At 44.3% G+C, this 22,060-nt stretch carries 19 protein-coding genes, 1 tRNA gene and 1 other RNA gene; 9 read left to right on the plus strand and 12 right to left on the minus strand.

Going from position 1 to position 22,060, the window contains the following annotated elements; all coding sequences use genetic code 11:
• Positions 1-16: 16 nt before the first annotated feature.
• The 7 genes from dnaX to dapD all read right to left on the minus strand — a co-directional run bounded on the left by dnaX (position 17) and on the right by dapD (position 6,721).
• Positions 17-1,582, minus strand: a complete 1,566-nt coding sequence (gene dnaX, locus AQUSIP_RS04405; RefSeq protein WP_114833248.1) for a DNA polymerase III subunit gamma/tau — start codon at positions 1,580-1,582, stop codon at positions 17-19.
• Between the two features lie 131 nt (positions 1,583-1,713).
• Positions 1,714-1,810: signal recognition particle sRNA small type (gene ffs, locus AQUSIP_RS04410), an RNA gene on the minus strand.
• Positions 1,811-1,843: 33 nt separating this feature from the next.
• A tRNA-Ser gene (locus AQUSIP_RS04415) sits at positions 1,844-1,932 on the minus strand.
• Positions 1,933-2,001: 69 nt separating this feature from the next.
• Positions 2,002-3,846 carry a glycosyltransferase family 2 protein gene (locus AQUSIP_RS04420; protein WP_114833249.1) on the minus strand — a complete coding sequence of 615 codons (1,845 nt, stop codon included), beginning with the start codon at positions 3,844-3,846 and terminating at the stop codon, positions 2,002-2,004.
• A 9-nt stretch (positions 3,847-3,855) separates the two neighbouring features.
• Positions 3,856-4,641, minus strand: coding sequence for a hypothetical protein (locus AQUSIP_RS04425; protein ID WP_114833250.1), 786 nt, complete (start codon positions 4,639-4,641; stop codon positions 3,856-3,858).
• Positions 4,642-4,764: 123 nt separating this feature from the next.
• The gene (gene dapE / locus AQUSIP_RS04430) at positions 4,765-5,892 is read right to left on the minus strand and encodes a succinyl-diaminopimelate desuccinylase (RefSeq protein ID WP_197737826.1); all 1,128 of its coding nucleotides are present in this window, start codon (positions 5,890-5,892) and stop codon (positions 4,765-4,767) included.
• Between the two features lie 4 nt (positions 5,893-5,896).
• Positions 5,897-6,721: a 2,3,4,5-tetrahydropyridine-2,6-dicarboxylate N-succinyltransferase gene (dapD, locus tag AQUSIP_RS04435; RefSeq protein ID WP_114833252.1), complete on the minus strand. Its 825-nt coding sequence runs from the start codon at positions 6,719-6,721 to the stop codon at positions 5,897-5,899.
• Positions 6,722-6,830: 109 nt separating this feature from the next.
• Between dapD and msbA the strand changes: the two genes are divergently transcribed.
• The 6 genes from msbA to AQUSIP_RS04465 all read left to right on the plus strand — a co-directional run bounded on the left by msbA (position 6,831) and on the right by AQUSIP_RS04465 (position 12,756).
• On the plus strand, positions 6,831-8,633 hold the full coding sequence (msbA, locus tag AQUSIP_RS04440) for a lipid A export permease/ATP-binding protein MsbA (protein ID WP_114833253.1): 1,803 nt from the start codon (positions 6,831-6,833) through the stop codon (positions 8,631-8,633).
• Entirely contained in the window at positions 8,623-9,690 is a 1,068-nt protein-coding gene (gene lpxK, locus AQUSIP_RS04445) for a tetraacyldisaccharide 4'-kinase (RefSeq protein ID WP_114833254.1), read from the plus strand. The genes msbA and lpxK overlap by 11 nt, the downstream gene beginning before the upstream one ends.
• Positions 9,614-10,051 carry a protease inhibitor I42 family protein gene (locus AQUSIP_RS04450; protein ID WP_114833255.1) on the plus strand — a complete coding sequence of 146 codons (438 nt, stop codon included), beginning with the start codon at positions 9,614-9,616 and terminating at the stop codon, positions 10,049-10,051. Before lpxK ends, AQUSIP_RS04450 begins: the two co-directional genes overlap by 77 nt.
• 207 nt (positions 10,052-10,258) lie before the next feature.
• On the plus strand, positions 10,259-10,540 hold the full coding sequence (locus AQUSIP_RS04455) for an IQ calmodulin-binding motif-containing protein (RefSeq protein ID WP_114833256.1): 282 nt from the start codon (positions 10,259-10,261) through the stop codon (positions 10,538-10,540).
• A 34-nt stretch (positions 10,541-10,574) separates the two neighbouring features.
• Positions 10,575-11,225: a hypothetical protein gene (locus AQUSIP_RS04460; protein ID WP_114833257.1), complete on the plus strand. Its 651-nt coding sequence runs from the start codon at positions 10,575-10,577 to the stop codon at positions 11,223-11,225.
• Positions 11,226-11,451: 226 nt separating this feature from the next.
• On the plus strand, positions 11,452-12,756 hold the full coding sequence (locus AQUSIP_RS04465) for a hypothetical protein (RefSeq protein ID WP_114833258.1): 1,305 nt from the start codon (positions 11,452-11,454) through the stop codon (positions 12,754-12,756).
• A gap of 32 nt (positions 12,757-12,788) precedes the next feature.
• Here AQUSIP_RS04465 and AQUSIP_RS04470 read toward each other — a convergent pair whose 3' ends face one another.
• The 5 genes from AQUSIP_RS04470 to AQUSIP_RS04490 all read right to left on the minus strand — a co-directional run bounded on the left by AQUSIP_RS04470 (position 12,789) and on the right by AQUSIP_RS04490 (position 17,563).
• A complete protein-coding gene (locus AQUSIP_RS04470; RefSeq protein ID WP_114833259.1) occupies positions 12,789-13,322 on the minus strand; it encodes a DUF2845 domain-containing protein in 534 nt (177 codons plus the stop codon).
• Positions 13,323-13,325: 3 nt separating this feature from the next.
• Entirely contained in the window at positions 13,326-14,267 is a 942-nt protein-coding gene (locus AQUSIP_RS04475) for a C40 family peptidase (protein ID WP_114833260.1), read from the minus strand.
• Between the two features lie 167 nt (positions 14,268-14,434).
• The gene (gene purB / locus AQUSIP_RS04480) at positions 14,435-15,802 is read right to left on the minus strand and encodes an adenylosuccinate lyase (RefSeq protein ID WP_114833261.1); all 1,368 of its coding nucleotides are present in this window, start codon (positions 15,800-15,802) and stop codon (positions 14,435-14,437) included.
• Between the two features lie 54 nt (positions 15,803-15,856).
• The gene (mnmA, locus tag AQUSIP_RS04485) at positions 15,857-16,945 is read right to left on the minus strand and encodes a tRNA 2-thiouridine(34) synthase MnmA (protein WP_114833262.1); all 1,089 of its coding nucleotides are present in this window, start codon (positions 16,943-16,945) and stop codon (positions 15,857-15,859) included.
• Positions 16,946-17,005: 60 nt separating this feature from the next.
• The gene (locus tag AQUSIP_RS04490) at positions 17,006-17,563 is read right to left on the minus strand and encodes a hypothetical protein (RefSeq protein ID WP_114833263.1); all 558 of its coding nucleotides are present in this window, start codon (positions 17,561-17,563) and stop codon (positions 17,006-17,008) included.
• A gap of 153 nt (positions 17,564-17,716) precedes the next feature.
• On the opposite strand from AQUSIP_RS04490, the gene icd reads away from it, so the two are divergent.
• The 3 genes from icd to clpA all read left to right on the plus strand — a co-directional run bounded on the left by icd (position 17,717) and on the right by clpA (position 21,984).
• Positions 17,717-19,006: an NADP-dependent isocitrate dehydrogenase gene (gene icd / locus AQUSIP_RS04495; protein WP_114833264.1), complete on the plus strand. Its 1,290-nt coding sequence runs from the start codon at positions 17,717-17,719 to the stop codon at positions 19,004-19,006.
• A gap of 353 nt (positions 19,007-19,359) precedes the next feature.
• Positions 19,360-19,671 (plus strand): ATP-dependent Clp protease adaptor ClpS, encoded by a 312-nt coding sequence (locus tag AQUSIP_RS04500; RefSeq protein WP_114833265.1) that lies wholly within the window; start codon positions 19,360-19,362, stop codon positions 19,669-19,671.
• A gap of 27 nt (positions 19,672-19,698) precedes the next feature.
• Positions 19,699-21,984 carry an ATP-dependent Clp protease ATP-binding subunit ClpA gene (gene clpA, locus AQUSIP_RS04505; RefSeq protein WP_114833266.1) on the plus strand — a complete coding sequence of 762 codons (2,286 nt, stop codon included), beginning with the start codon at positions 19,699-19,701 and terminating at the stop codon, positions 21,982-21,984.
• The last annotated feature ends 76 nt before the right edge of the window (positions 21,985-22,060 follow it).

Raw genomic sequence — 22,060 nt, forward strand, 5'->3', positions numbered from 1 at the left:
TAACAGTTTGAATCCATCATGAGACGAGTGATACTTCTACCGTCGCATCATACATTTCAATTAATTGTTTCACTTTTGGATCCTGCAGTAACGCCTCTTTAGCACTTGCGAGCTGCTCGGATTGTTCCTGCTGCTGCTGTTTGTGCGGTGTCACAAGCGGGGCGGATGTGACTTTAATCTCCAATTGAATTTCCTGCTTAAGCAGTCTGCTCAAGGCCTCTGCGATGCGCTCTTTGAGCTTGAGATTCAGCATGGGCTTATGATTTTCCGATAGGAGCAGTTCTATCTTGTTACCCGTCATGCTTTCCAGTACGCAATTGGAAGCGAGAGCAAGGGCCATGCCAGCGAGCTCCAGCTTGGGAACCATGTCGCGCCACGCCGGCAGTGAGTTCAGGGTGGGGGCGGGTTCAGTTTTTTTTTCAAGAGCAGGGGCTGGAGCTGTCTTTGGTTGGACGGCAGATATCACCGCTGTTGCGCCGGGCGCAGGCTCGGTCTGACGGTCACCGCTCAAGACAGGTTTGAAGGCCAGCATGCGAAGCAGCGTCATTTCAAATCCCTGCTGGGGCGTCGGTGCGAGTGGCAAATCACGTTTACCCAATAGGGCGATTTGATAATAAAGTTGTATGTCTTCCGGGGTGAAACGCCCGGCGAGCTGCATAATCGCCTCTTCTGTCGCGATGGCTTCAGGCACAATTTGTACCAAGGCTATTTGATGAAAAATACGGGTGAGTTCTTCCAGCATTTGCTGAAAATCGGGCGCACGTTCAGCCAGATGCTGTATCACGTCAAAAACTTGCTTCCCATTCCGCGCAGCAAGCGCATCGAGGAGTGGCAGCAGATCATCATAAGCCATGCTGCCCAGCATCGTGTTGACATCCAGGCTGGTGACGCTGCCCTGCCCGTAAGCGATTGCCTGGTCAAGCAGACTCAGGGCATCACGCATACTGCCATCTGCTGCTTTGGCCAGTTTATCCAGCGCAGGTAGCTCATGGGTAATGGTTTCCTTTTCGCAGATGTGCTGCAAATGTTTGGCGATCTGCTGCGGCGTAATCTGTTTTAGGTGAAATTGCAAACAGCGCGAGAGGATCGTAATGGGCAGGCGTTTGGGATCAGTCGTCGCCAACAGGAATTTAACGTGTTCCGGGGGCTCTTCCAGTGTTTTAAGCAGGGCATTAAAGCTGTGGTTGGAGAGCATATGGACTTCATCGATCAGATAAATTTTATACCGGCCCTGGGTTGGCGGGTAGAGCACATTGTCGAGCAGTTCACGTGTATCTTCTACTTTAGTACGAGAAGCGGCGTCTACTTCGTATAAATCCAGAAACTGGCCCGCGTCAATGGCGCGGCATGCATGGCAGGTGCCGCAAGGCTGAGCTGTCACGCCGGTTTCGCAATTCAGGCATTTGGCAAGAATACGGCCCAGGGTGGTTTTGCCGACACCGCGGGTGCCAGTGAACAAATAAGCATGATGGATGCGTTTCTGCTCAAGTGCATTGGATAACATGCGCAAGATAGGCGTTTGTCCTACCATGTCTTGAAACGTTTTGGGGCGCCATTTGCGGGCAAGTACTTGATAGCTCATATCCGTGATCACTTTTTATCTGATAAAACCAGAAGTGATTATCATACGATTTTTTTTATGTGTCACTTGTTTATAAGGAGGATCGGATGGGAAAATGAGTCACAGCAGGAAGGGTCTAAACCCATTGTAGCGAGCACCAGCCTGACTCCGGCACCCGAATCAGCCGCTACCGTTGCTTCCTTCCGGACCTGGCGGGGTTCACGGCCTATCGTCGCGGAGAGACCAATACTCGCTACGATGGGTTCACAAAAACCTTAACTACGGAGAGAGAGGGATTCGAACCCTCGATACGTCGTTAAACGTATACACGCTTTCCAGGCGTGCTCCTTCGACCGCTCGGACATCTCTCCCAATCTGCGCGCGTAAGAGTAAACCAGATTGGAAAAGAGTGCAAACGGTTTTTAACTCTATGAAAATTCTTACTTATTTGACCGGCGCTCACCATATTTCAATACTTGACTGATGCCATGTTCCGTTTTGTCCCAATAGCTGGGATAAAAGAACAATTGATAAAGCGCCCGATAACTCGCGAGAGAAATCAATAACCAGTAAAAAGGAGAAGTGAGGGATGCCAGAAGGAGTGAATATTGACGCCGTTGTAAAACGCCAAGAAAATTTAATATGACAATGCCGACTGAGCCGGCCAAGAAATTAAAGCAGGAAATTTTTATAAGGCTTTGAGGAAAAAAATATTGGTTTTGCTCGGGTGTTAATAAAAGAGAAATCAAAAAGATTAGCCATAAAACAAGATAGCATAAATTGCTTAATACTGTTCCGCCTACAAATAGCTGAAATCCAATAAAACCACGTGTTCCCGTTGCCTGCCATAACTTGAAAGGGTTACGCATGTGCACGATATAGGTTTGCATATACCCTTTGATCCATCGGGTCCGCTGTTTTATCCAGTTTATCAGGCGGCAATTGGCTTCTTCATATGTCGTTGACGGGATAACTTTGGTGGTATATCCCAATCGTTCCAAACGTATACCAATATCAGCATCTTCAGCAACATTATAAGGATCCCAGGCGTCAATTTTTCTCAAGATGGCGGTTTTAAAATGATTGCTGGTGCCGCCTAAGGGGATGGGCGTGTCTAAATATTCGAGGGCTGGCAACAATAAATTAAACCAGTAGGTATATTCGATAGTGAACATGCGCGTGAGCCAATTTTCATTGCTATTGTAAAAATTCAGCCTGCCTTGTACGCACCCAAGGTTGGCGCTTTTAGCATTTAAAAAAGTATGAAGCGCTATCTTTAGCTGATAAGGATCAGGTTTGTCTTCCGCGTCATACAAAGTGAGATATTCTCCTCTCGCAAACCTGAGACCATAGTTACAGGCTTTTGCTTTTGTTCGCGGTAGACCGGGCGGTACATAAATAAATTCATAATAGCTGGGTAAATTCAGTTTCTTCAAAATGGCAATAGTGGGTGTATCATCTTCTTCCAGCAGAATCTTGATATCCAGTTTATGCTTTGGGTAGTGAATTTTTTTTAGATTGATAAAAAGATTGTTGAGCGTTATTTCATTTTCTTTATAAAGTGGAACAAGAATAGTATAAATGGGCAGGTTTTTTTTAGGAAGTTCGTGCAGGTTGATTTTTTTATACTTGCGATTAATCAAAAGAGCGATAACGGAAAGCGTGATCTTATAGAAAAGAATAATTGACACGGATAGGGTCAATAAGGCGTTTAGAAGAATAAAAAACCAGTGAGGGTGAAATATTAATAAATAGGTGCTCATGCCAAAAATGAAGGCCATGAAAATAATCTGCCAGGTACAAAATGTTTTTTTTGCGCTGAAGGCAGCATTGTTATCAACCAGGTGATTGATGGAGTCATGCAAATAATCATCATGGAATCTTGTTTGCAGCGTGAAGAGAATATCAGATTTTGCTGTGCATACGATATCTGTCTCTTCACCCCAATGTTGTTTAATAAACGCAATCATTTCCCAGGAAGGATTGGCTGTTGCCACGGTAAAACCGGCATTTTCTTTTTTGATAGGCAAGGTTAATTTGGATAAATAAAGATCCTTATCTTTATCCGTCAGTAGCGTGATATCCGGCTTGCTTGCCAGTAGATCAACAAATGCCATGCCATGATGTTCTGCCAATGCTTTATAATAGTCGAGTGAGCGGATAGTAGTCGTGGTTAATAAAATTTCGCCTAAAAGGCCACCCGTCCGTTGCTGCAGTTGCAATGCTTTTTTAATCTGCTGAGCTTGCGCTAGCTCGTTTTTAATAAATCGTTCGCCCAATTTCATTGCTCATCCTTAAAATTGAATCCAGCCAGCCATAAACGGAGCCCTTCCTTTACCAACATTCTGTCCATAAATGTCTTGCGCAATGCCCAATTGTAGACCAAGGGTTTTAGTGACCCAATAAACCACACTGGGTGCAATCGTTATCAAATTATAGCCTGTGCCTTGTGGGTAGGTGGGGTGGTCAAGATTGAAGGTGTTGTAGTTCTGCAATAAGAGCACAACATTGCTATCCGGAAACTTCAACCCACCTTCCAGATTGAACTGAATCTGATTGCCCGCACTATAACGTTGTACAAGTCCCAGTAGTGTACCGATAAACCAATATCGATTTTCGGCGCGACCCAGCCTTCCGCCAGTGCCAAACAAGATCGCTTCACCCGTATTAAATCTGTTGTTGGGAGGAATATTAAATTTAGCAGCCCTGCCCAATGCATCTGCAAAAAACTGTGCCGAAAAAGCACTCCAGTTGCTTTTCCATAATAAATACCGTCCAAAAAACTGATTGTTGTTGCTACCGCCCTGGGTGCCGGCTGCGGCTGTATGACTGCGTAATGCGGAAAGGTATAAGCCAAGGGTGAGTTTTTCAGTTAATCCGTATTCAATATAATCATCCATTTCATTTTTAGCGTAAGTAGGGCTGCCTTGCAGCCTGCCGCCGCTTGTCCAAAACTGTGTGCTGATATAACGCCGAACAGTAAAAATGTTGAGACCATGCCCTTTTTCTTGTACCCAGGCACCAGCATGCGCGATTACGCAATAAAAAATTGAAATGATAATGAGAGCTATCCTGGCCATGCTTTTAAATCCATTTAAATAAGCATTCTTCTACCGTGTCTGCTAGAAAGATAGGTTCATTATCCAATAAAAGCCAGGAAGATAATAGAACTAAGGTAGGGCAAAGAGAGTAAAAACTTTCCGTTATCGCAGCAGAATCTTCAATAAACGCTCATAAATTTTCACTAATATTTTGACATCTTCCACTCGTACACATTCATTGACTTGATGAGCAGTGGCGTGAGATACGCCGAGTTCGACAACTTTTGCGCCGGTTGGCGCGATAAAACGGCCATCGGATGTGCCGCCGCCGGTAGAGAGGCGGGTATCGAGGCCTGCTACTTCCTGGATGGCAAGCTGTGTCGCTGCAATCAACACCCCTTTTTGTGTCAGAAAAGGCTCACCACCAACGTTCCATTTGAGGTCAAAGGTAAGGCCATGTTTATGCAGAATGTCTTGTGTGCGTTGCTGTAATTCTTGAACAGTCACTGCTGTCGAAAAGCGGAAGTTGAACATTACCTCCAGATGGCCTGGAATCACATTGGCAGCGCCTGTACCGCTGTGAATATTGGTTATTTGAAAAGTAGTAAATGGAAAACTTTCATTGCCTTTATCCCATTCAGTCTGGGCGATTTCATGAAGCGCGGGAAGGCACAGGTGAATGGGATTTTTTGCAAGATGAGGATGCGCTACGTGGCCTTGCTTACCATGTATGGTCAAATGGCCATGCAGGGAACCACGGCGGCCAATACGAATCTGATCACCGACATGCGTTTCACTGCTGGGCTCACCTACAATGCAATAATCTATTTTCTCGCCACGCGCTTGTAGTACTTCGATGACTTTCCGCGTGCCATGAATGGCGGCTGCTTCTTCGTCGCTGGTGATGAGAAAAGCCAGCGAGCCGGTAAAACGAGGGTTCTGTTGCACAAATTTTTCGGCGGCTATGACCATTGCTGCCACCGCACTTTTCATATCGCAGGCACCGCGGCCATATAAAAAGCCTTCGCGTATGTCAGGTTGAAAGGGTAGAGAAGTCCAGTCTTCTATTGGACCAGGAGGAACCACATCAGTGTGACCTGCGAATACCACTAGTGGAGCATGCTTGCCATAACGTGCCCAAAGGTTGTCCACGTCGCCAAAGCGCATGGATTCACACTCAAATCCCAGGCGTGCTAACCGTTCGGCGATGATCTTTTGACAGTCTGCATCGTCAGGACTGACAGAAGGGCAGGCAATCAGTTCTTTTAATAAATGAATTAGGTCGCTCATGGCGTTATTCAATATTCCGTAACAATTCATTCAGCGTGACTTTACTGCGCGTTTTTGCATCTACTTGTTTGACGATCACCGCACAATAAAGGCTATATTTGCCATCGGCGCTGGGTAGATTACCGGGGACGACAACGGAACCGGCGGGCACGCGTCCGTATAGGATTTCACCCGTTTCACGGTGGTAAATGCGGGTGCTTTGACCGATAAAAACTCCCATAGAAATCACAGAGCCTTCTTCAATGATGACACCTTCCACGATTTCGGAACGAGCGCCGATAAAGCAATTGTCTTCAATAATGGTGGGGCTCGCCTGTAGTGGTTCCAATACGCCGCCTATACCCGCGCCGCCTGAAAGGTGGACATGCTTGCCAATCTGAGCACAGGAACCGACAGTTGCCCAGGTATCAATCATGGTTCCACTGTCGATATAGGCGCCAATATTGACATACGAAGGCATGAGAATGGTATTGGGGGCGATATAAGCACCTTTGCGGGCTACGGCAGGCGGCACGACGCGAACGCCCGCGCTCATAAAGTCCTCTTGGTGTAATTGGTTGAATTTTAATGGAACTTTATCAAAAAACTGAGTGAAACCTGCCTGCATCACTTCATTGTCGTGAATGCGAAAATAGAGAAGGACGGCTTTTTTAAGCCATTGATGAATATGCCATTCACCGCCTTTTTTTTCAGCTACGCGGACTTTTCCCGCATCCAGCAGATTAATGACTTCATGGATGGCATTTTGGATTTCGGCGCTAACGTGCTGGGGAGTCAGCGCAGTGCGTTCTTCGTAGGCGCCGTTTATGATTGATTGCAATTTTTCCATGAAGTGAATCCTGTTTATTGTTTTTTCTGGCTGGGGTGTCAATTTGTGACTTTACAGCTTCTATGGTAGGATACATGCCCTTGAAAATTCAATAGAAATAAGACCCTTTATGGCAAAAGCAAAATTAAAATCCCAGCCTAAACAAGTCGCTAACGCATATTTAATTTACAAACGGCTGCTCGCTTATGTACGCCGCTACTGGCTTGCATTGGTGGTGGCGGGTGCGGCAAGTATGTTTTATTCGGGGATTGATGCCTGGTTTGTGTATTTTCTGAAACCCTTGCTTAATCAGGGCCTGGTTGCAAGAGACCACCATTTTCTTTCTTGGGCGCCGATACTGGTAATGGTTGTCTTCATGATGCGTGGTGTCATGAGCTTCTTTTCGAATTATTACATTGCATCCGCTTCGCGCGGCGTGATCATGAACCTGAGGCAGGATCTTTTTGCGCATTTACAGCGGTTGCCTGCACGATTTTATGACCACACCACCTCAGGGCAGGTGCTGTCCGTTATTTTGTATGGCGTCGACCAGGTGGCGAATGCCAGCGCCGATGTCCTGACCACAGCAATTCAAGCCTCTTTTCTGATCATCGGATTGATTATTGTGATGCTAACCATTAGCTGGAAGCTCACGCTGCTTTATTTTGTCATGCTGCCGATGGTAATGGCGATCATGCGTTTTTCAAGCGTACGTATTCGACGCCTAAGCCTCAGCATTCAAGACTCCATTGCAGAATTAAGTCACCGTGCGGAAGAAAATATCGAAGGGTACAAAGTAGTGCGCGCCTTTGAAGGCCAGGAATACGAAGCGGAGCAATTCAACAAGGCCACGCGTGTTAACCGTCAGCGTGAAATGAAAGTCGTTGTAACGCGCTCCGTCAGTGTTTCAGCCGTGCAGTTTATTACAGCCGCAGCGCTTGCCTTCACGCTTTACATCGCCACGCTGGATATTGCCGATTCGCTTTTATCACCTGGCGGATTTGTGGCCATGATTGCAGCCATGCTGGCTTTATTAAAGCCCATGAAAGACTTGGCCTTCGTGCAAAACAAATTATATCGCGGTCTTGCCGGTGCGCAGAAGGTCTTTGAACTGATGGATCAGAAACCGGAAGAAGATACCGGCACACGGACATTGACGCGTGCCAAAGGTAAAATTCAATTTTCGCACGTTCACTTTACTTACGATGATAATAAAAAGGTATTACACGATATTTCGCTCACCATTGAGCCCGGACAAGTTATTGCCTTGGTAGGCCGTTCAGGCAGCGGCAAATCAACTTTGGTTAGTCTTCTGCCGCGTTTTTATAATAATTACACCGGCGATATTTACCTGGATGACGTATCCGTTCGTGATTATCAGCTCAAAGATTTACGACGGCAGTTTGCGCTGGTTTCGCAACATGTTACTTTGTTTCACGACACCATTGCGAACAATATCGCCTATGGCCGATTTGATAAAGTAAGTGAAGCAGAAATTATTTCTGCGGCACGTGCCTCTCATGCCATGGAGTTTATTGAACGGTTGCCGAATGGATTGAACACCCTGATCGGTGAAAACGGCGTGCTGCTTTCTGGTGGCCAGCGCCAGCGCTTGGCGATTGCCCGTGCTATTTTAAAAGATGCGCCCATTTTAATTTTGGACGAGGCGACGTCCGCATTGGATACCGAATCAGAGCGTTATATACAGGCGGCGTTGGAAGAACTTATGAAGAGTCGAACGACTTTGGTGATTGCACACCGGTTATCGACGATTGAACATGCCGATAAAATTATTGTCATGGAAGAAGGCAAGGTTATGGAAGTGGGTCATCATAATGAATTGCTAGCGCACGATGGTCACTATGCCAAGCTTTATCGAATGCAATTCAAGGATTCGGCACCTTTAGTGGAAGTCTCCGCCAATGCCGTTTGATTTGGCACGTTACTGGTATCGCGAATCACTGCACCCGATCACGTTTTTTTTGTGGCCGTTTTCAAAATTGTTTGGCTTATGCGTGGCGGTGCGGCGCAGTTTATATCGTTTACGTATACTCAAAACACATCATTTTGCGACACCGGTTATTGTGGTAGGAAATATCACCGTAGGTGGTACTGGTAAAACGCCCTTTGTGCTTTGGCTCGTGGATTTTTTGCGTGCGAATGGTTTTAAGCCTGGTATTGTCAGCCGTGGTGTGGGCGGAAAAAAACACGTTAAACCTTATCGGGTAAAGCAGCATGATTCAGCGGAAATAGTGGGTGATGAAGCCATTCTGTTATTGCAATCTGGCTGTCCCGTGGTGATCAGTGTTGATCGGGTTGCAGCAGTGCGCGATTTGTTGGAGCACAATCAATGCAATATTGTGATCAGTGATGACGGATTGCAGCACTATCGTTTGGGACGTGATATCGAGATTGCAATAGTGGACGGGGTGCGCCGTTTTGGTAATCGTCTTTTGCTGCCTGCAGGCCCCCTGCGGGAACCAGTGGCTCGTCTGAATAGCGTGGATTTTACCGTGGAGAATGGCAGCAAGACAGATCATGGCGCCTATGGCATGATGCTGGAACCGGTTGAGTTCGTGTCACTTGTGGATGAGAAGAAAAGTATGCCATTTGAAGCCTTTGTTCAAAGGCAAGTGCACGCAGTTGCGGGAATTGGCCATCCCGAGCGTTTTTTTCTTTTACTGAAGAACGCCGGTTTTAATGTAATTGCACATTCTTTTCCTGACCACCATCCTTATCAACCCCATGAGCTTGATTTTAATGATACTCTTCCCATTCTGATGACAGAAAAAGACGCTGTTAAATGCAGATCTTTCGCTGATGAGCGCTATTGGTATTTACGTATTACTGCTAAAATAAATAATATATTCGAACAAAAATTATTAGAAAAAATCGCATTACTGGAGGTGCATCATGTGGTTGAAGAGGATTTTTCAAAGCATTCTTGTCGCTTGTCTCGTGATGGGAAGCGCGACAATATTTGCGAGTAATAACAACAAAACGGATCAAAAAAATACGGTTTATACAGAAGATAAACAGAATATAACAGTTGATCGCGCACATCCTGAATTTACCATCAAATTAAAATCCAATCCAACAACTGGCTATGCATGGTTCTTGCGTGAATACGATGCGAATCTAATTTCGCCAGTTAAACACAGTTTTCAAAAACCTGAACAGAATTTAATGGGTGCGCCGGGTTATGAAATCTGGACTTTTCGCGTGAAGCCGCAAGGCTTTCTCGTCCCGCAACAAACTACCATACGCATGATTTATGCGCGACCCTGGCAAGGCGCCGATAGTTCTACGCAATTAGTGTTTAGGGTGACGACGCAGGGTAAAACAGAGTAATGCGCGTAAAGCAGGATTGAGCTGCTTATGTCCAGCACATAGGCAGGTAAATTTAACCAAAAATTAATGTATGTTTTTAATTCTAATCAAAATTACCTTCGTCGATTTTTTTATCAAAATTAATACTAATTTAATGTTTTTAATTTATATTAGAAATAAATTATTTTTAATGAAATATAAAATACATACAAGACGAGGCGGTTTATTATGTTGCGCATTACACCTGAACAGGCTGCTACTACCATTCAGAAAAATGTTCGCGGCTTTTTAGCGAGGAGAAAATATGGAATTAAGCATCTCAGCAAAGATCAGCAAGATTCCTACCCTGCATTTGTTGTTGGTAATGATCCAGTTATGCCAGCTTCTTTGGATAAATATAATGAGCCGACTAAGAAAATAGCTCTCATTGGAACGTCTGGTATGAGAGTAGTATCAATTGCGTGCAAACTAGGTAACCCAAAAAAACATACCAAAAATTATCTTAATTGACAATAGTAAAGAAGTATATGAATTTTGGTATGCGATGAGAGAATTTGTAAAAGACGATATTAAAGCTGCAACAGAACAATTATTTTTGAAAAATCTACCATCATTTCTAGGGTCACATATCCATTTATACAGGGATTTACCAGATGATTGTTATGCTTCGGAAGCGCCTCCAGGGGTTAAATATCTCAATCAAAATGTACATACCTACTTTATCGCATTAATTAAAAAATATGGATATGATTATGTGCGCTCAGTTATATGTCATACCTCTTTAATAAAGCAATCATGGGCAGATTCCAGCGTTTTTGTTAAAGTAAAAAATATATTAAGCTATTTAGGAATAGATAAAATATATATGTATCCTTCAAATATTGCTGCATGCATCGACAATGCTCAAATAAGAACACAAGTTTTAGAAAATATATCAAAAACAAACCCTATACTTTCTATCCATACGGATTGTTGCAGTGTTCATGGCTTTCCAGAAAAAGTATATTTGCTGGAAAATAACAACCCTGCATATGTATCAAATACTATTTTTTCACCGAGTACATGTAAGCCAAAACATAATCATGTTGATCTAAATGAATTTATATTTCTATTAAGAATGTTGCAAAATTCCTTAAATACTGAACAGGACATTGATGTAAAATTTTTGTCAGAAAAAATTATTAAAAAGTTTTAAGTGGATCGGGCTCACGAATTTTTTTGGCTGATCAGAGATACCCATGGATAACAATATCAAGATCGTTTCTGGATCTTTTTGTCTCCGGCGCAATATTTGCCTGCGATCTTGTCAAAAACATGGGCGCCTCCGCAAGATGACGACGACGGTAAAATGATATTGATTTTATTAACGTCTAAATCCATTGCGAATGCTATAATGAAAGGAGAAATAGGGGAATATTCCGATGGTATTTGAATTATTATCCCTTAAGGAATTAAAAGAAAAACTGGATGATTCAAATATTGACCCCGATGCCAAGTCTCAATTAGTTGAGGCCTTGAGCGCTGTTTATGCAGCTAAGACGCTGGCAGACCGATTTGATCAATTAACAAAACTTTATTTTATCTGTGAGCATCTTTCAAAAAAAAGCGATGATGAATTGACGCATTCGCTTCAAGCGCAGGCTTTGAATTTTATTAAGGGAATGTCTAACGCATCTGATACATCTGAAGCATTAAAAGCAGTAGAACAACGAAAAAAACGGCAAGCAATAAATCCTGATTATATTCCAAATAAATATTTAACCGATGCTGTTCCCGATTCACGTAACGCCTACTTGATCAATGTATTTAAAAAAGGTGCAAAAGGCATAGCAAGTAAAAAAATAAAACCGATGGGGAAGGCTTACCAACACGAAGCGGAGACTACGGAAGTAGAGTATCTAGACCCTGTAGAGCGCGAACGATACCGCGTGTTTCCTGTAGGTTCCAAATTATGCCACTTTGTCCAAACCGGCACAGGAGAGAGCGCCAAGCTCGCTCTGAATGAATTTTCATCCAGCGGGAAATATATTTACGTAATTAATTCAAAAGGAGAAATGTTTGTTGGTGAGCCTGAAATATTTAAATTTCACCATTCCAGCTTTACATCAGGCGGGTTTGTTTTGTGTGCGGGTGAGATTAAAGTTAATAATGGCACGATTGAGCTTATAAACAATAATAGCGGCCATTACAAGCCAACATTGCCTAATTTATTGCAAGCCATGAAATTTATTCTGCAGAATGGACTAATGCATGACAAAATAAAAGTTACGATGGTGAATCCTGAGAGCCCTCTTTTGCCACAAATAGAACTGAATGTTCAAACATTTTTAAAGCAGGCAGAAAAAAATTTGCAATTACAATCAAAGCAGTTGAAGGAGGATACAGGCGAGCTTATCTATAAACAGGGAAAACAAAAAATTATTTTAGAAAAAATAGCAATTGCACCTAAAAAGTTTTTTAATTTTTTTACAAGGCCAAAGCCAATTAAATCATATTCTGATGCTGAGTTAAGTAAGATGAGTTATAAGGAATTGTCAAAATTGAATATAAAATTGAGGGAATTTGCATCTAAATGCCAAGAAAAAGTGGAAATGCTAAAGGGAACAGATCAGATCCTGGAAAAAGCGCGTTATGTGGATCATTATCAACGTGCGCTTTATGACATTCAAAGGATTGAAGCAGTCCAGAAGGGGCAGGCAAATCTTGTTGTGCCGAAGAAAAAATGATAATGAAATCCTCGCTGTTTATTTACCGGGCATTATTGTTTTTCCTTTAAAATGCCATCTTCAAAAATCAATTTGACGGGCGGCTGTGTGTTATAAGTAAATTCAGTAATTTTTTTGCTGACTTGTGGTGCACCGGATGGGCTTGGCGGCGGATCACCTTTGGTAATAAAAGTGGGTTCGCCGCAGGCGGCTTTGACTTTGTCCTGGCTGTCGCCGAGATTGACCGTGGTGCCACAAAGCGAGGTAGAACCTACCCCGATCCCATTCACGCTGATATTAATCAGTTTCCCGCTGCTATCGAATGCAACTTGTGTCTTGAGTGTGCCTTTTGCCTGGGAAGAAATTCCTTGTGTACCCACTGTTTGCGGGACGTAATAACTCCATTCCTGAGGCCCTTCAGGTTTTTTTTCACGGGTTTCTTCTTTATCGGGCGCGCCGCATGCTTCAGTAACCTGCTCGATGGTGTAACCAAAATCAATTTGTTTAAAATTCGTGGGACAGAAGAAAGCGAAACTTGTGCTGGGGGTAAGGATAAGTGCGAGCAACCATAGTTTGGTGTGGTTCATATTTTATTCCTTTTCATGATGCGTTTCATCATTTGCGGAGGGTTCATCTCTATTATTTTCTTTTTTTTGCCCGGCTTCGTCCAGCGTGCTTCTACCAAAAATTTTCAATTTCCTTTTCTGCTTTGGTGCAGTCAGGATGCCGTTATCCTGATGCAGGAATCCGGTTTTGGTCCAGGGCAACCGACGATAATAAGGCAGCGGTTCATCCGGATTAAACAACGGATATTTTATAATTTCAAAATAGGGTGAATAATCGAAATCCTTTGGCGTATAAAGATAGGGATTGCGATGAAATACTTCCACGCCTTCTTCTTCATGGGGCTTAACAAACGGTAAAATGGGGAATTGTACAGAAGAAAACGCTTCTGCAATTAGTGAGGAACAAATACCGCTTTCGGGTTCGCCGGATGAAGTGCGAAATAAAGATGATCCCCATCGGCGCGGCAGAATAGTCCATGGCAAGAGAAAGCGGGCAAGGTCCAGTAATTGGCGCACATTATAAGGCTGACCCAGCGATTTCGCGGCATAATGAATGACCAGATAAACATCAGCGGGCGTAATGCCAATCGGCCGACAAATGCGGATGTGATGATGACGATAGGTGCTAAGTGGTGCTACCACCGTACCTTTATTCAGCAGGTCTTCAATAATGAGTCGGGCATTATCTTTCACGTCGGCATGCTGGCGGATGAGGTTAGGGATCTCATCGTCTTCGAAGTCAATAAGACGGCCAATATAGAGGGCAGCGTGCGTCCAGGGACTTTGGGTGAGCGTGCGAGTCACTACGCTGATGCGGCTGCGTCCTTCAATAAGCAGAACATCGCCAGGGCGGATTTCATACTTGAGCCGGTTGTAATCATAGGGTATAAAATCCGTCGATGGCGGCTCATAAGTTAGCCATTTGTAAAGTTTTTGCCGTATTTTTCGATAAATCGATTTGAACATGAAGGTATTTCCCTGATTCTCTCTTGAGTATATAACATTCTGTGTCGGGCTGGCTTGAAACAGGGGAAAGATGGAAGTTTTAATTCAATAAGATGGTACGCGCTTTGATACATTTATGTCGTTCCCGCTCAAGGCGGGAACCCATTCATTCCTTCGCTGCAGTTTTCTCAAATCCGTTTAGCGAGCTCCTCTGCGAAACCAGTATAATTTTCAGGCGTTAAATTAAGCAGCTGCTGCTTTACTTCATCGGGAAGTGGCAAGTCGGTAATGAACTGATGCAGCATGGCTTTATCTATCTGCTTGCCGCGCGTAAATGATTTTAATTTTTCGTATGGTTGTTCCAGCTTGTAACGACGCATGACGGTTTGTACCGCTTCTGCCAATACTTCCCAATGCCGGTCAAGATCCGCATGGATAATCGCATGATTCGGTTCCAGCTTTTCGATGCCTTTGCTGGTTGATTGATAAGCGAGAATAGAATGTCCGATGGCCACGCCCACATTGCGCAAAACAGTGGAATCAGAAAGGTCACGCTGCCAGCGTGAAATGGGAAGCTTCATTATCATGTGTTCAAACAAGGTGTTCGCAATACCCAAATTTCCTTCCGAATTTTCGAAGTCAATGGGGTTCACTTTATGCGGCATGGTTGAGGAACCCACTTCATTGGAGAAAGAGCGCTGTTTAAAATAATTGAGTGCGATATAACCCCATGTGTCGCGATTAAAATCGATCAGGATGGTATTGATGCGAATCATGACCGCAAAAAACTCAGCCATGGCGTCATGCGGTTCGATCTGTGTGGTATAGGGGTTCCAGGTGAGACCCAGTTTGGTAACAAAGTTTTTGCTAAACGTCTGCCAGTCTATATCCGGATAAGCAGCGGCCAAGGCATTATAATTGCCGGAAGCGCCATTCATTTTTCCCAGAATGTGCGTGTTGACCAACTGCTCAATTTGTCTTTGGAGGCGTGCGATCACATTCGCCATTTCTTTACCCACCGTAGTCGGTGTGGCAGGCTGGCCGTGTGTACGTGACAGCATGGCTAAATCTGCGTTTTGATGGGCCAGTTGTTTTAGCAGCGACAGGATGTCGTCAATGGCAGGCAGAATACATTGGTGGCGCGCGGTTAGCAGCATTAAACCATAAGCCAGGTTATTAATATCTTCCGATGTGCAGCCAAAATGAATGAATTCACTGACTACGGCTAATTCCTGATTGCCGGCAATGCGCTCTTTAATGAAGTACTCCACCGCTTTGACGTCATGGTTGATTCCGGATTCAATGTGTTTGATGCGCATCGCATCCTGCAACGAAAAGTTTTCAATCATCTCATCCAGAATTTTTTTGGCGTGCGGGCTTAAACGGGGAATTTCAGGCAGATTGGCAAATTCTGCCAGCATTTGCAGCCAGCGGATTTCGACAGTAACGCGAAATTTAATTAAACCGTATTCGCTGAAGATAGCACGTAATTGATTCATTTTATCTTGATAACGGCCATCCAGCGGGGAAATGGCCATTAAAGCTGACGTATCCATTCATGACTCCTGGCTAAATTAAACGTTTTTTTACGCACATATTGTTAAGGCGTATTAGCCCTCAATGATACCACCACCGAGGCAAATCGCATCCTGATAAAATACCACCGACTGGCCGGGCGTGACGGCTCGTTGCGGTGTGTCAAATGTGATCTCATAATGGCCTTGATCAATTTCCTCAATGAGGCAGGGCTGATCAGGCTGCCGATATCGGGTTTTGGCGGCCGCTCTGAGCGGCAGGCGTGGTGGTGGGGAATTAATCCAGTGCAGCGCTGTGGTGCGCAGTACTTGTTTGAAAAGCGCAGGATGTTGTTCACCCTGAACCACCACGAGCACATTTCGCCGGATGTCCTTGGCCGCTACATACCAAGGCAATTCTGCCTTGTTTTTTTTGCCGCCGATCTGCAACCCCTGGCGCTGGCCAATAGTATAGAACATCAAGCCGTCATGGGTCCCGATCGCTTCGCCTTCGAGTGTTTCGATGAAGCCCGGTTGCGCTGGCAGATAGTCGTTCAAAAAAGTCTTGAACTTGCGCTCGCCTATAAAACAGATACCCGTACTATCTTTTTTTGCATGGTTTTGGAGCCCTAATTCCCGGGCGATAGTACGCACGTTTGTTTTGGGCAAATCACCGACAGGAAAGAGGCTTTGTGCGAGCTGCGTTTCATCCAGCGCGTATAGAAAATAACTTTGGTCTTTCTGGCTATCGCTTCCTTTCAGCAAGCGGACGTTGCCATTCTCGTCTCGGGCGGAACGCACATAGTGCCCAGTCGCAATATAGTCGGCGCCGCGCTGTTTTGCGTAATCCAGAAATGCCTTAAATTTGATTTCTCGATTACACAGAATATCTGGGTTGGGCGTACGGCCAGCGCGATATTCCTGCAGAAAATGGCTAAATACACTTTCCCAATATCGATCGGCAAAATTCACCATGTGCAAATCAATCTTAAGCTGATCGCAAACAGCCTGCGCATCTGCCATATCTTGAGCCGCAGGACAGAAAGCATCCGTGTCATCGCCTTCCCAGTTTTTCATGAAAATGGCTTCGACGTGATGTCCCTCCGCTTTCAGCAGATAAGCAGTAACAGAGGAATCCACACCGCCTGACAGGCCAACGATAATATGTTTAGGGGACTGGGCCATCTTTTGAATAATATTTGCAATGCGTTCTTATATTGGTTTGAGAGAGTATACCAGAATTTATTATCTTGTTGGTCCCGATTTTATATCCGGTTTTTTTGTTTCAGTGAAATTAAATTCATCATAACCCGGTCTTTTGGGGACATTAAGCTGGCAAAGTGTTTCGTAGAGTGCTTCGCTGACGGGGAAGTATTGAACAAGAGCTTTATGCTGGTAATTTTCCCTTAAAATGAGTCCCAGCATGCGGGTGTAGTGGTGTTTTTTCAGTTTGGTATTGAGTTCTTCATAAAAAGGAATGATTTGAGTATTCGACGAGTTCGAAGTACGCAGCAAATTGGTAAAAGAGGAAGACGCATTATCTTTTTGTTTCTTTATCTTATAAATCGCCTCTTGGGCAGTAAATAAATTTGCTAAAAGTTGAATCATTTGTCGGAATTTTTCTTCCGGACTTAGTTGAAGTGACGCTATCTCGCCTATCTTTGTATTTAACGTGCTTATATCATCCTGATAGTTTTTTTTGGAAATAGACCCTGACAAGGTTAAATAACTCTTTTTCATTTGGCGAATATCATTCATTAATTTCTGTATGGCAACGTTCAAAAGATTGGCTCGTGAGTCCATGGTGCTCCTCGTTTTTTATGAAATGCTTTTAATGGGTAAATTATAACAGAGATAAGGTCCGGTTTGAAAAATATCAGATTACTCATGTTGTTTCGCCTATGCCGGCCTGTTACTATGGCGGCCATCTTGAGGTGAAAATAAAGGAGTATGAGTATGGCCTACCAACATATTAAAACCCCCGCAAACGGTAAAAAAATAACAGTCAATCAAGACCTTAGTTTAAACGTCCCTGATCATCCCATTATTCCCTTCATCGAAGGCGACGGTATTGGTGTAGATATCACGCCTGTCATGAAAAAAGTGGTGGATGCGGCTGTGAAAAAAGCTTATGGGGGCAAGCGGGAAATCCAGTGGATGGAGATTTATGCCGGTGAAAAAGCGACCAATATCTACGGCAAGGACACCTGGCTGCCAGAGGAGAGCATTGAGGCGGTTCGCGAATTTGTAGTATCCATCAAGGGCCCCCTGACAACGCCCGTAGGCGGTGGTATACGCTCGCTTAACGTGACGCTGAGGCAGACACTTGATCTCTATGTCTGTTTGCGTCCTGTCCGTTATTTTAAAGGCGTGCCGAGCCCGGTGAAAGAACCCTGGCATACCGATATGGTGATATTTCGTGAAAATTCAGAAGATATCTATGCAGGTATCGAGTGGCAGGCGGATAGTGCGGAAGCCAAAAAAGTTATCCAGTTTTTACAAAATGAGATGAAGGTGAAAAAAATCCGCTTTCCCGAACATTGCGGGATTGGGGTCAAACCGGTTTCCAAAGAAGGCACTTCCCGTCTTGTAAAACGGGCTATCCAATACGCGATCGATCATGAACGGGATTCCGTCACATTGGTGCACAAAGGCAATATCATGAAATTTACCGAAGGTGCTTTCCGTGACTGGGGATATGAAGTGGCGCGCAACGAATTTGGTGCAGTGCTCCTGGATGGTGGTCCCTGGCAGGTCATGAAGAACCCTAAAACCGGTAAGGAAATTATCATCAAGGATGTGATTGCAGACGCCTTCCTCCAGCAGATATTGCTGCGTCCGGCTGACTACAGCGTCATTGCAACATTAAATCTGAATGGCGACTACATTTCGGATGCGCTGGCCGCACAGGTAGGCGGTATTGGCATTGCGCCGGGTGCGAACATGAGCGATACCGTTGCTATGTTTGAAGCAACGCACGGTACTGCGCCTAAATATGCGGGTAAGGACAAAGTGAATCCCGGTTCTATTATTCTCTCTGCCGAAATGATGTTACGGCATATGGGCTGGAATGAAGCGGCAGATTTGATTGTCATGGGTATGGAAGGAGCGATTTCCGCCAAGACAGTAACATACGATTTTGCCCGCCTTATGGCTGACGCAAAAGAAGTCAGTTGCTCTGGCTTTGGTGAAGCCCTGATTAATCATATGGATAACAGGGTGTTTGCAAAGAGCCAAGCCATGTAAATGAAACAGCCATGCCTGTAAACACGGGCATGGCTTTTTCAAAGGAGCAGCACGGCATCACCTGATGATTGAAGATTCGTTTTTAACTAATTTATTAATATAGATTTTTTCCCTCTGAAGCTGGCGGTTTCTTCATTTTTTCATCGAAAGCAGAAATTGATTTTCTGTTGCTTCAAGCACACTTTTGTATAATAATTGCCCATCAAACATGTATCTAGTGGAATTTCTATCAAAATTTAAGCGGGTTTATCTTTTCAGTATAGATGTATTTTTCCTTTTTAGGTCATACTTTAAAAAAAATTTTTAAAGATAAGGAAAATCTAAATTTCATAGACTATAAGTAGGGTAAGAACATGAAAAATGAGGTGAATAAAGAATATACAATCGGTCTGGGAGCGGAAGTTGAAACAACCGAACCCGCATTATACCAGGTGGTTGTACATAACGATGATTTTACACCAATGGAGTTTGTAGTGAATTTGCTGGAGAAACTTTTTTATATGGATAGACGCAGAGCAATAGAGATTATGTTGGAAGCACATACAAAAGGAATGGCTGCATTCGGTCGTTATACGAAGGATGTAGCGGAAACCAAAGTCTCTGAAGTGCTTGAACACGCGAGGATGCACGAGCATCCATTCATTTGCAGCATGGAGGCCGCATAATGAAAAAGAGAAGAGGAGGGGGTTGCAATGTTAGACAAAGAATTGGAGTACACATTAAATGTAGCCTTTAAAGAGGCGCGTAACAAACGCCATGAGTTTGTTACGGTCGAACATCTGTTGCTGGCTTTATTAGACAACACGTCGGCCTTGGAAGTCTTGAAAGCCTGCGGTGCTAATATTAATCGGCTACGCAGCAACCTGACTGAATTCATTGATCGCACAACTCCTGTCATCCCGCTGAATATTCATGATAGGGATACCCAACCTACTTTAGGTTTCCAACGCGTGATTCAACGCGCCGTCTTTCAAGTACAGTCTTCGGGCAAAACTGAAGTATCCGGCGCCAATATTCTGGCAGCCATTTTTAGCGAACAGGAAAGCCAGAGTGTCTATTTTATACGGCAAGAAAATATCAGTCGGCTCGATGTGATCAATTTCATCGCTCACGGCATTGCAAAACCGAAAACGCCGGCGAGAGAAGATCATCCTTTTACAAGCTATTCAGAAGAATCAGAAGGTGGTGGCGAGGAAGGCGGCACCAGTCCGCTAGAACTTTATACGACGAATCTGAATGCGCGTTCAAAAATGGGATTAATTGATCCGCTGATTGGCCGTGAAGAAGAGATTGAGCGGACGATTCAAGTCCTGTGCCGCCGGCGCAAAAATAATCCACTGTTGGTAGGTGAAGCAGGCGTGGGTAAAACCGCTATCGCCGAAGGATTGGCAAAACTCATTGTTGATAAAAAAGTACCGACTGTGCTGCATGACAGCGTTATCTACTCCCTTGATTTGGGCAGTTTGCTTGCCGGAACCAAATACCGCGGCGATTTTGAAAAACGATTAAAGAGCGTACTCCATCAATTGAAGGAACAAAAAGGCGCTATCCTTTTTATCGATGAAATTCATACCATTATCGGTGCAGGTGCCGCATCCGGTGGATTGATGGATGTTTCCAACTTAATCAAGCCGCTACTTGCTTCAGGTGAATTGACTTGTATTGGGTCAACAACATACAAGGAGTACCGCAGCATCTTTGAAAAAGATCATGCGCTCGATAGACGATTCCAGAAGATCGATATTAAAGAGCCGTCTATTGAGCAGACAATTGAAGTGTTGAAAGGATTGCGTACACGATTTGAGGCACACCATAATGTGAAATATTCTGATGCAGCACTGGAAGCTTCCGCACGCTTGTCCGCGCGCTATATCAGTGACCGTCATCTGCCTGACAAGGCCATTGATCTTGTTGATGAAGTCGGTGCGTATCAGTATCTGCTTCCCGAGGAAGAACGCAAAAAAACCATTGAAGTCACTGATATTGAAAAAATGGTTGCCAAGATTGCACGTGTACCGGAAAGAAATGTTTCTGCTTCTGACCGCGAAGTCTTGAAGAATTTAGTACGCGATCTCAAGATGATGATCTACGGACAAGATGAATCCATTGAAACATTAGGGGCAGCCGTGAAGCTGGCACGCTCCGGTTTGCGTGATCCCAATAAACCCATAGGTTCATTCCTTTTTGTGGGCCCCACTGGTGTCGGTAAAACTGAAGTCAGTAAACAGCTTGCGCGGGTCCTCGGTGTGGAATTAATTCGTTTCGATATGTCCGAATATATGGAGCGGCATTCCGTGTCCCGATTAATTGGCGCGCCGCCTGGCTATGTTGGTTATGATGAAGGCGGGCTGTTAACGGAAGCAGTGAATAAAACACCGCATTCCATCGTTCTACTGGATGAAATCGAGAAAGCACATCCAGATGTATATAATCTGTTGTTGCAGATTATGGACCACGGGACATTGACGGACATGAATGGACGAAAAACCGATTTTCGCCATACGATCCTTATTATGACCTCTAACGCAGGCGCGGATATTATTGATAAAGCGAACATTGGCTTTACAACGCAGGACAATGCAAGCGATGTGATGTCAGCCGTCAATCGGGTGTTTTCACCCGAGTTCCGTAATCGCCTGGATGCCATTATTCAATTCAAGGCACTGGATTCCAAAACCATCCTGTCCGTGGTCAACAAGTTTGTCGCAGAACTGGAAGGTCAATTGGAAATGCGCAATGTCATATTGGAAGTCGACGAAGAAGCGCGCGCATGGCTTGCCAAAAACGGCTACGATAAAAAAATGGGCGCACGCCCTATGGCCCGATTGATTCAGGAGCAGCTTAAGAAACCACTGGCTGAAGAATTACTCTTTGGAAAATTGAGCGCAGGCGGTCACGTTAAAGTGACGACAGAAAAGGGTAAGATCAAGTTTCTTATTGAAGACACGTTTGATACAGCTGTGACTAAAGTTAATTAAATACAATTCAGTCTGCCGAAAAACAGTACTGCTAAGTCTATTGTGAGCCAATCCTTGCATTCACGTTCTGTTTGCT

This window comes from Aquicella lusitana, from assembly GCF_902459475.1.
Lineage (GTDB): Bacteria > Pseudomonadota > Gammaproteobacteria > DSM-16500 > DSM-16500 > Aquicella > Aquicella lusitana.

Coding starts and splice junctions, on each gene's coding strand:
- AQUSIP_RS04470 (WP_114833259.1), bottom strand. CDS start 13,322: ATGAACCACACCAAACTATGGTTGCTCGCACTTATCCTTACCCCCAGC.
- lpxK (WP_114833254.1), top strand. CDS start 8,623: ATGCCGTTTGATTTGGCACGTTACTGGTATCGCGAATCACTGCACCCG.
- AQUSIP_RS04475 (WP_114833260.1), bottom strand. CDS start 14,267: ATGTTCAAATCGATTTATCGAAAAATACGGCAAAAACTTTACAAATGG.
- AQUSIP_RS04425 (WP_114833250.1), bottom strand. CDS start 4,641: ATGGCCAGGATAGCTCTCATTATCATTTCAATTTTTTATTGCGTAATC.
- AQUSIP_RS04490 (WP_114833263.1), bottom strand. CDS start 17,563: ATGGACTCACGAGCCAATCTTTTGAACGTTGCCATACAGAAATTAATG.
- icd (WP_114833264.1), top strand. CDS start 17,717: ATGGCCTACCAACATATTAAAACCCCCGCAAACGGTAAAAAAATAACA.
- dnaX (WP_114833248.1), bottom strand. CDS start 1,582: ATGAGCTATCAAGTACTTGCCCGCAAATGGCGCCCCAAAACGTTTCAA.
- AQUSIP_RS04455 (WP_114833256.1), top strand. CDS start 10,259: ATGTTGCGCATTACACCTGAACAGGCTGCTACTACCATTCAGAAAAAT.
- dapD (WP_114833252.1), bottom strand. CDS start 6,721: ATGGAAAAATTGCAATCAATCATAAACGGCGCCTACGAAGAACGCACT.
- clpA (WP_114833266.1), top strand. CDS start 19,699: ATGTTAGACAAAGAATTGGAGTACACATTAAATGTAGCCTTTAAAGAG.
- purB (WP_114833261.1), bottom strand. CDS start 15,802: ATGGATACGTCAGCTTTAATGGCCATTTCCCCGCTGGATGGCCGTTAT.
- AQUSIP_RS04420 (WP_114833249.1), bottom strand. CDS start 3,846: ATGAAATTGGGCGAACGATTTATTAAAAACGAGCTAGCGCAAGCTCAG.
- dapE (WP_197737826.1), bottom strand. CDS start 5,892: ATGAGCGACCTAATTCATTTATTAAAAGAACTGATTGCCTGCCCTTCT.
- mnmA (WP_114833262.1), bottom strand. CDS start 16,945: ATGGCCCAGTCCCCTAAACATATTATCGTTGGCCTGTCAGGCGGTGTG.
- msbA (WP_114833253.1), top strand. CDS start 6,831: ATGGCAAAAGCAAAATTAAAATCCCAGCCTAAACAAGTCGCTAACGCA.
- AQUSIP_RS04500 (WP_114833265.1), top strand. CDS start 19,360: ATGAAAAATGAGGTGAATAAAGAATATACAATCGGTCTGGGAGCGGAA.
- AQUSIP_RS04460 (WP_114833257.1), top strand. CDS start 10,575: ATGAGAGAATTTGTAAAAGACGATATTAAAGCTGCAACAGAACAATTA.
- AQUSIP_RS04450 (WP_114833255.1), top strand. CDS start 9,614: ATGTGGTTGAAGAGGATTTTTCAAAGCATTCTTGTCGCTTGTCTCGTG.
- AQUSIP_RS04465 (WP_114833258.1), top strand. CDS start 11,452: ATGGTATTTGAATTATTATCCCTTAAGGAATTAAAAGAAAAACTGGAT.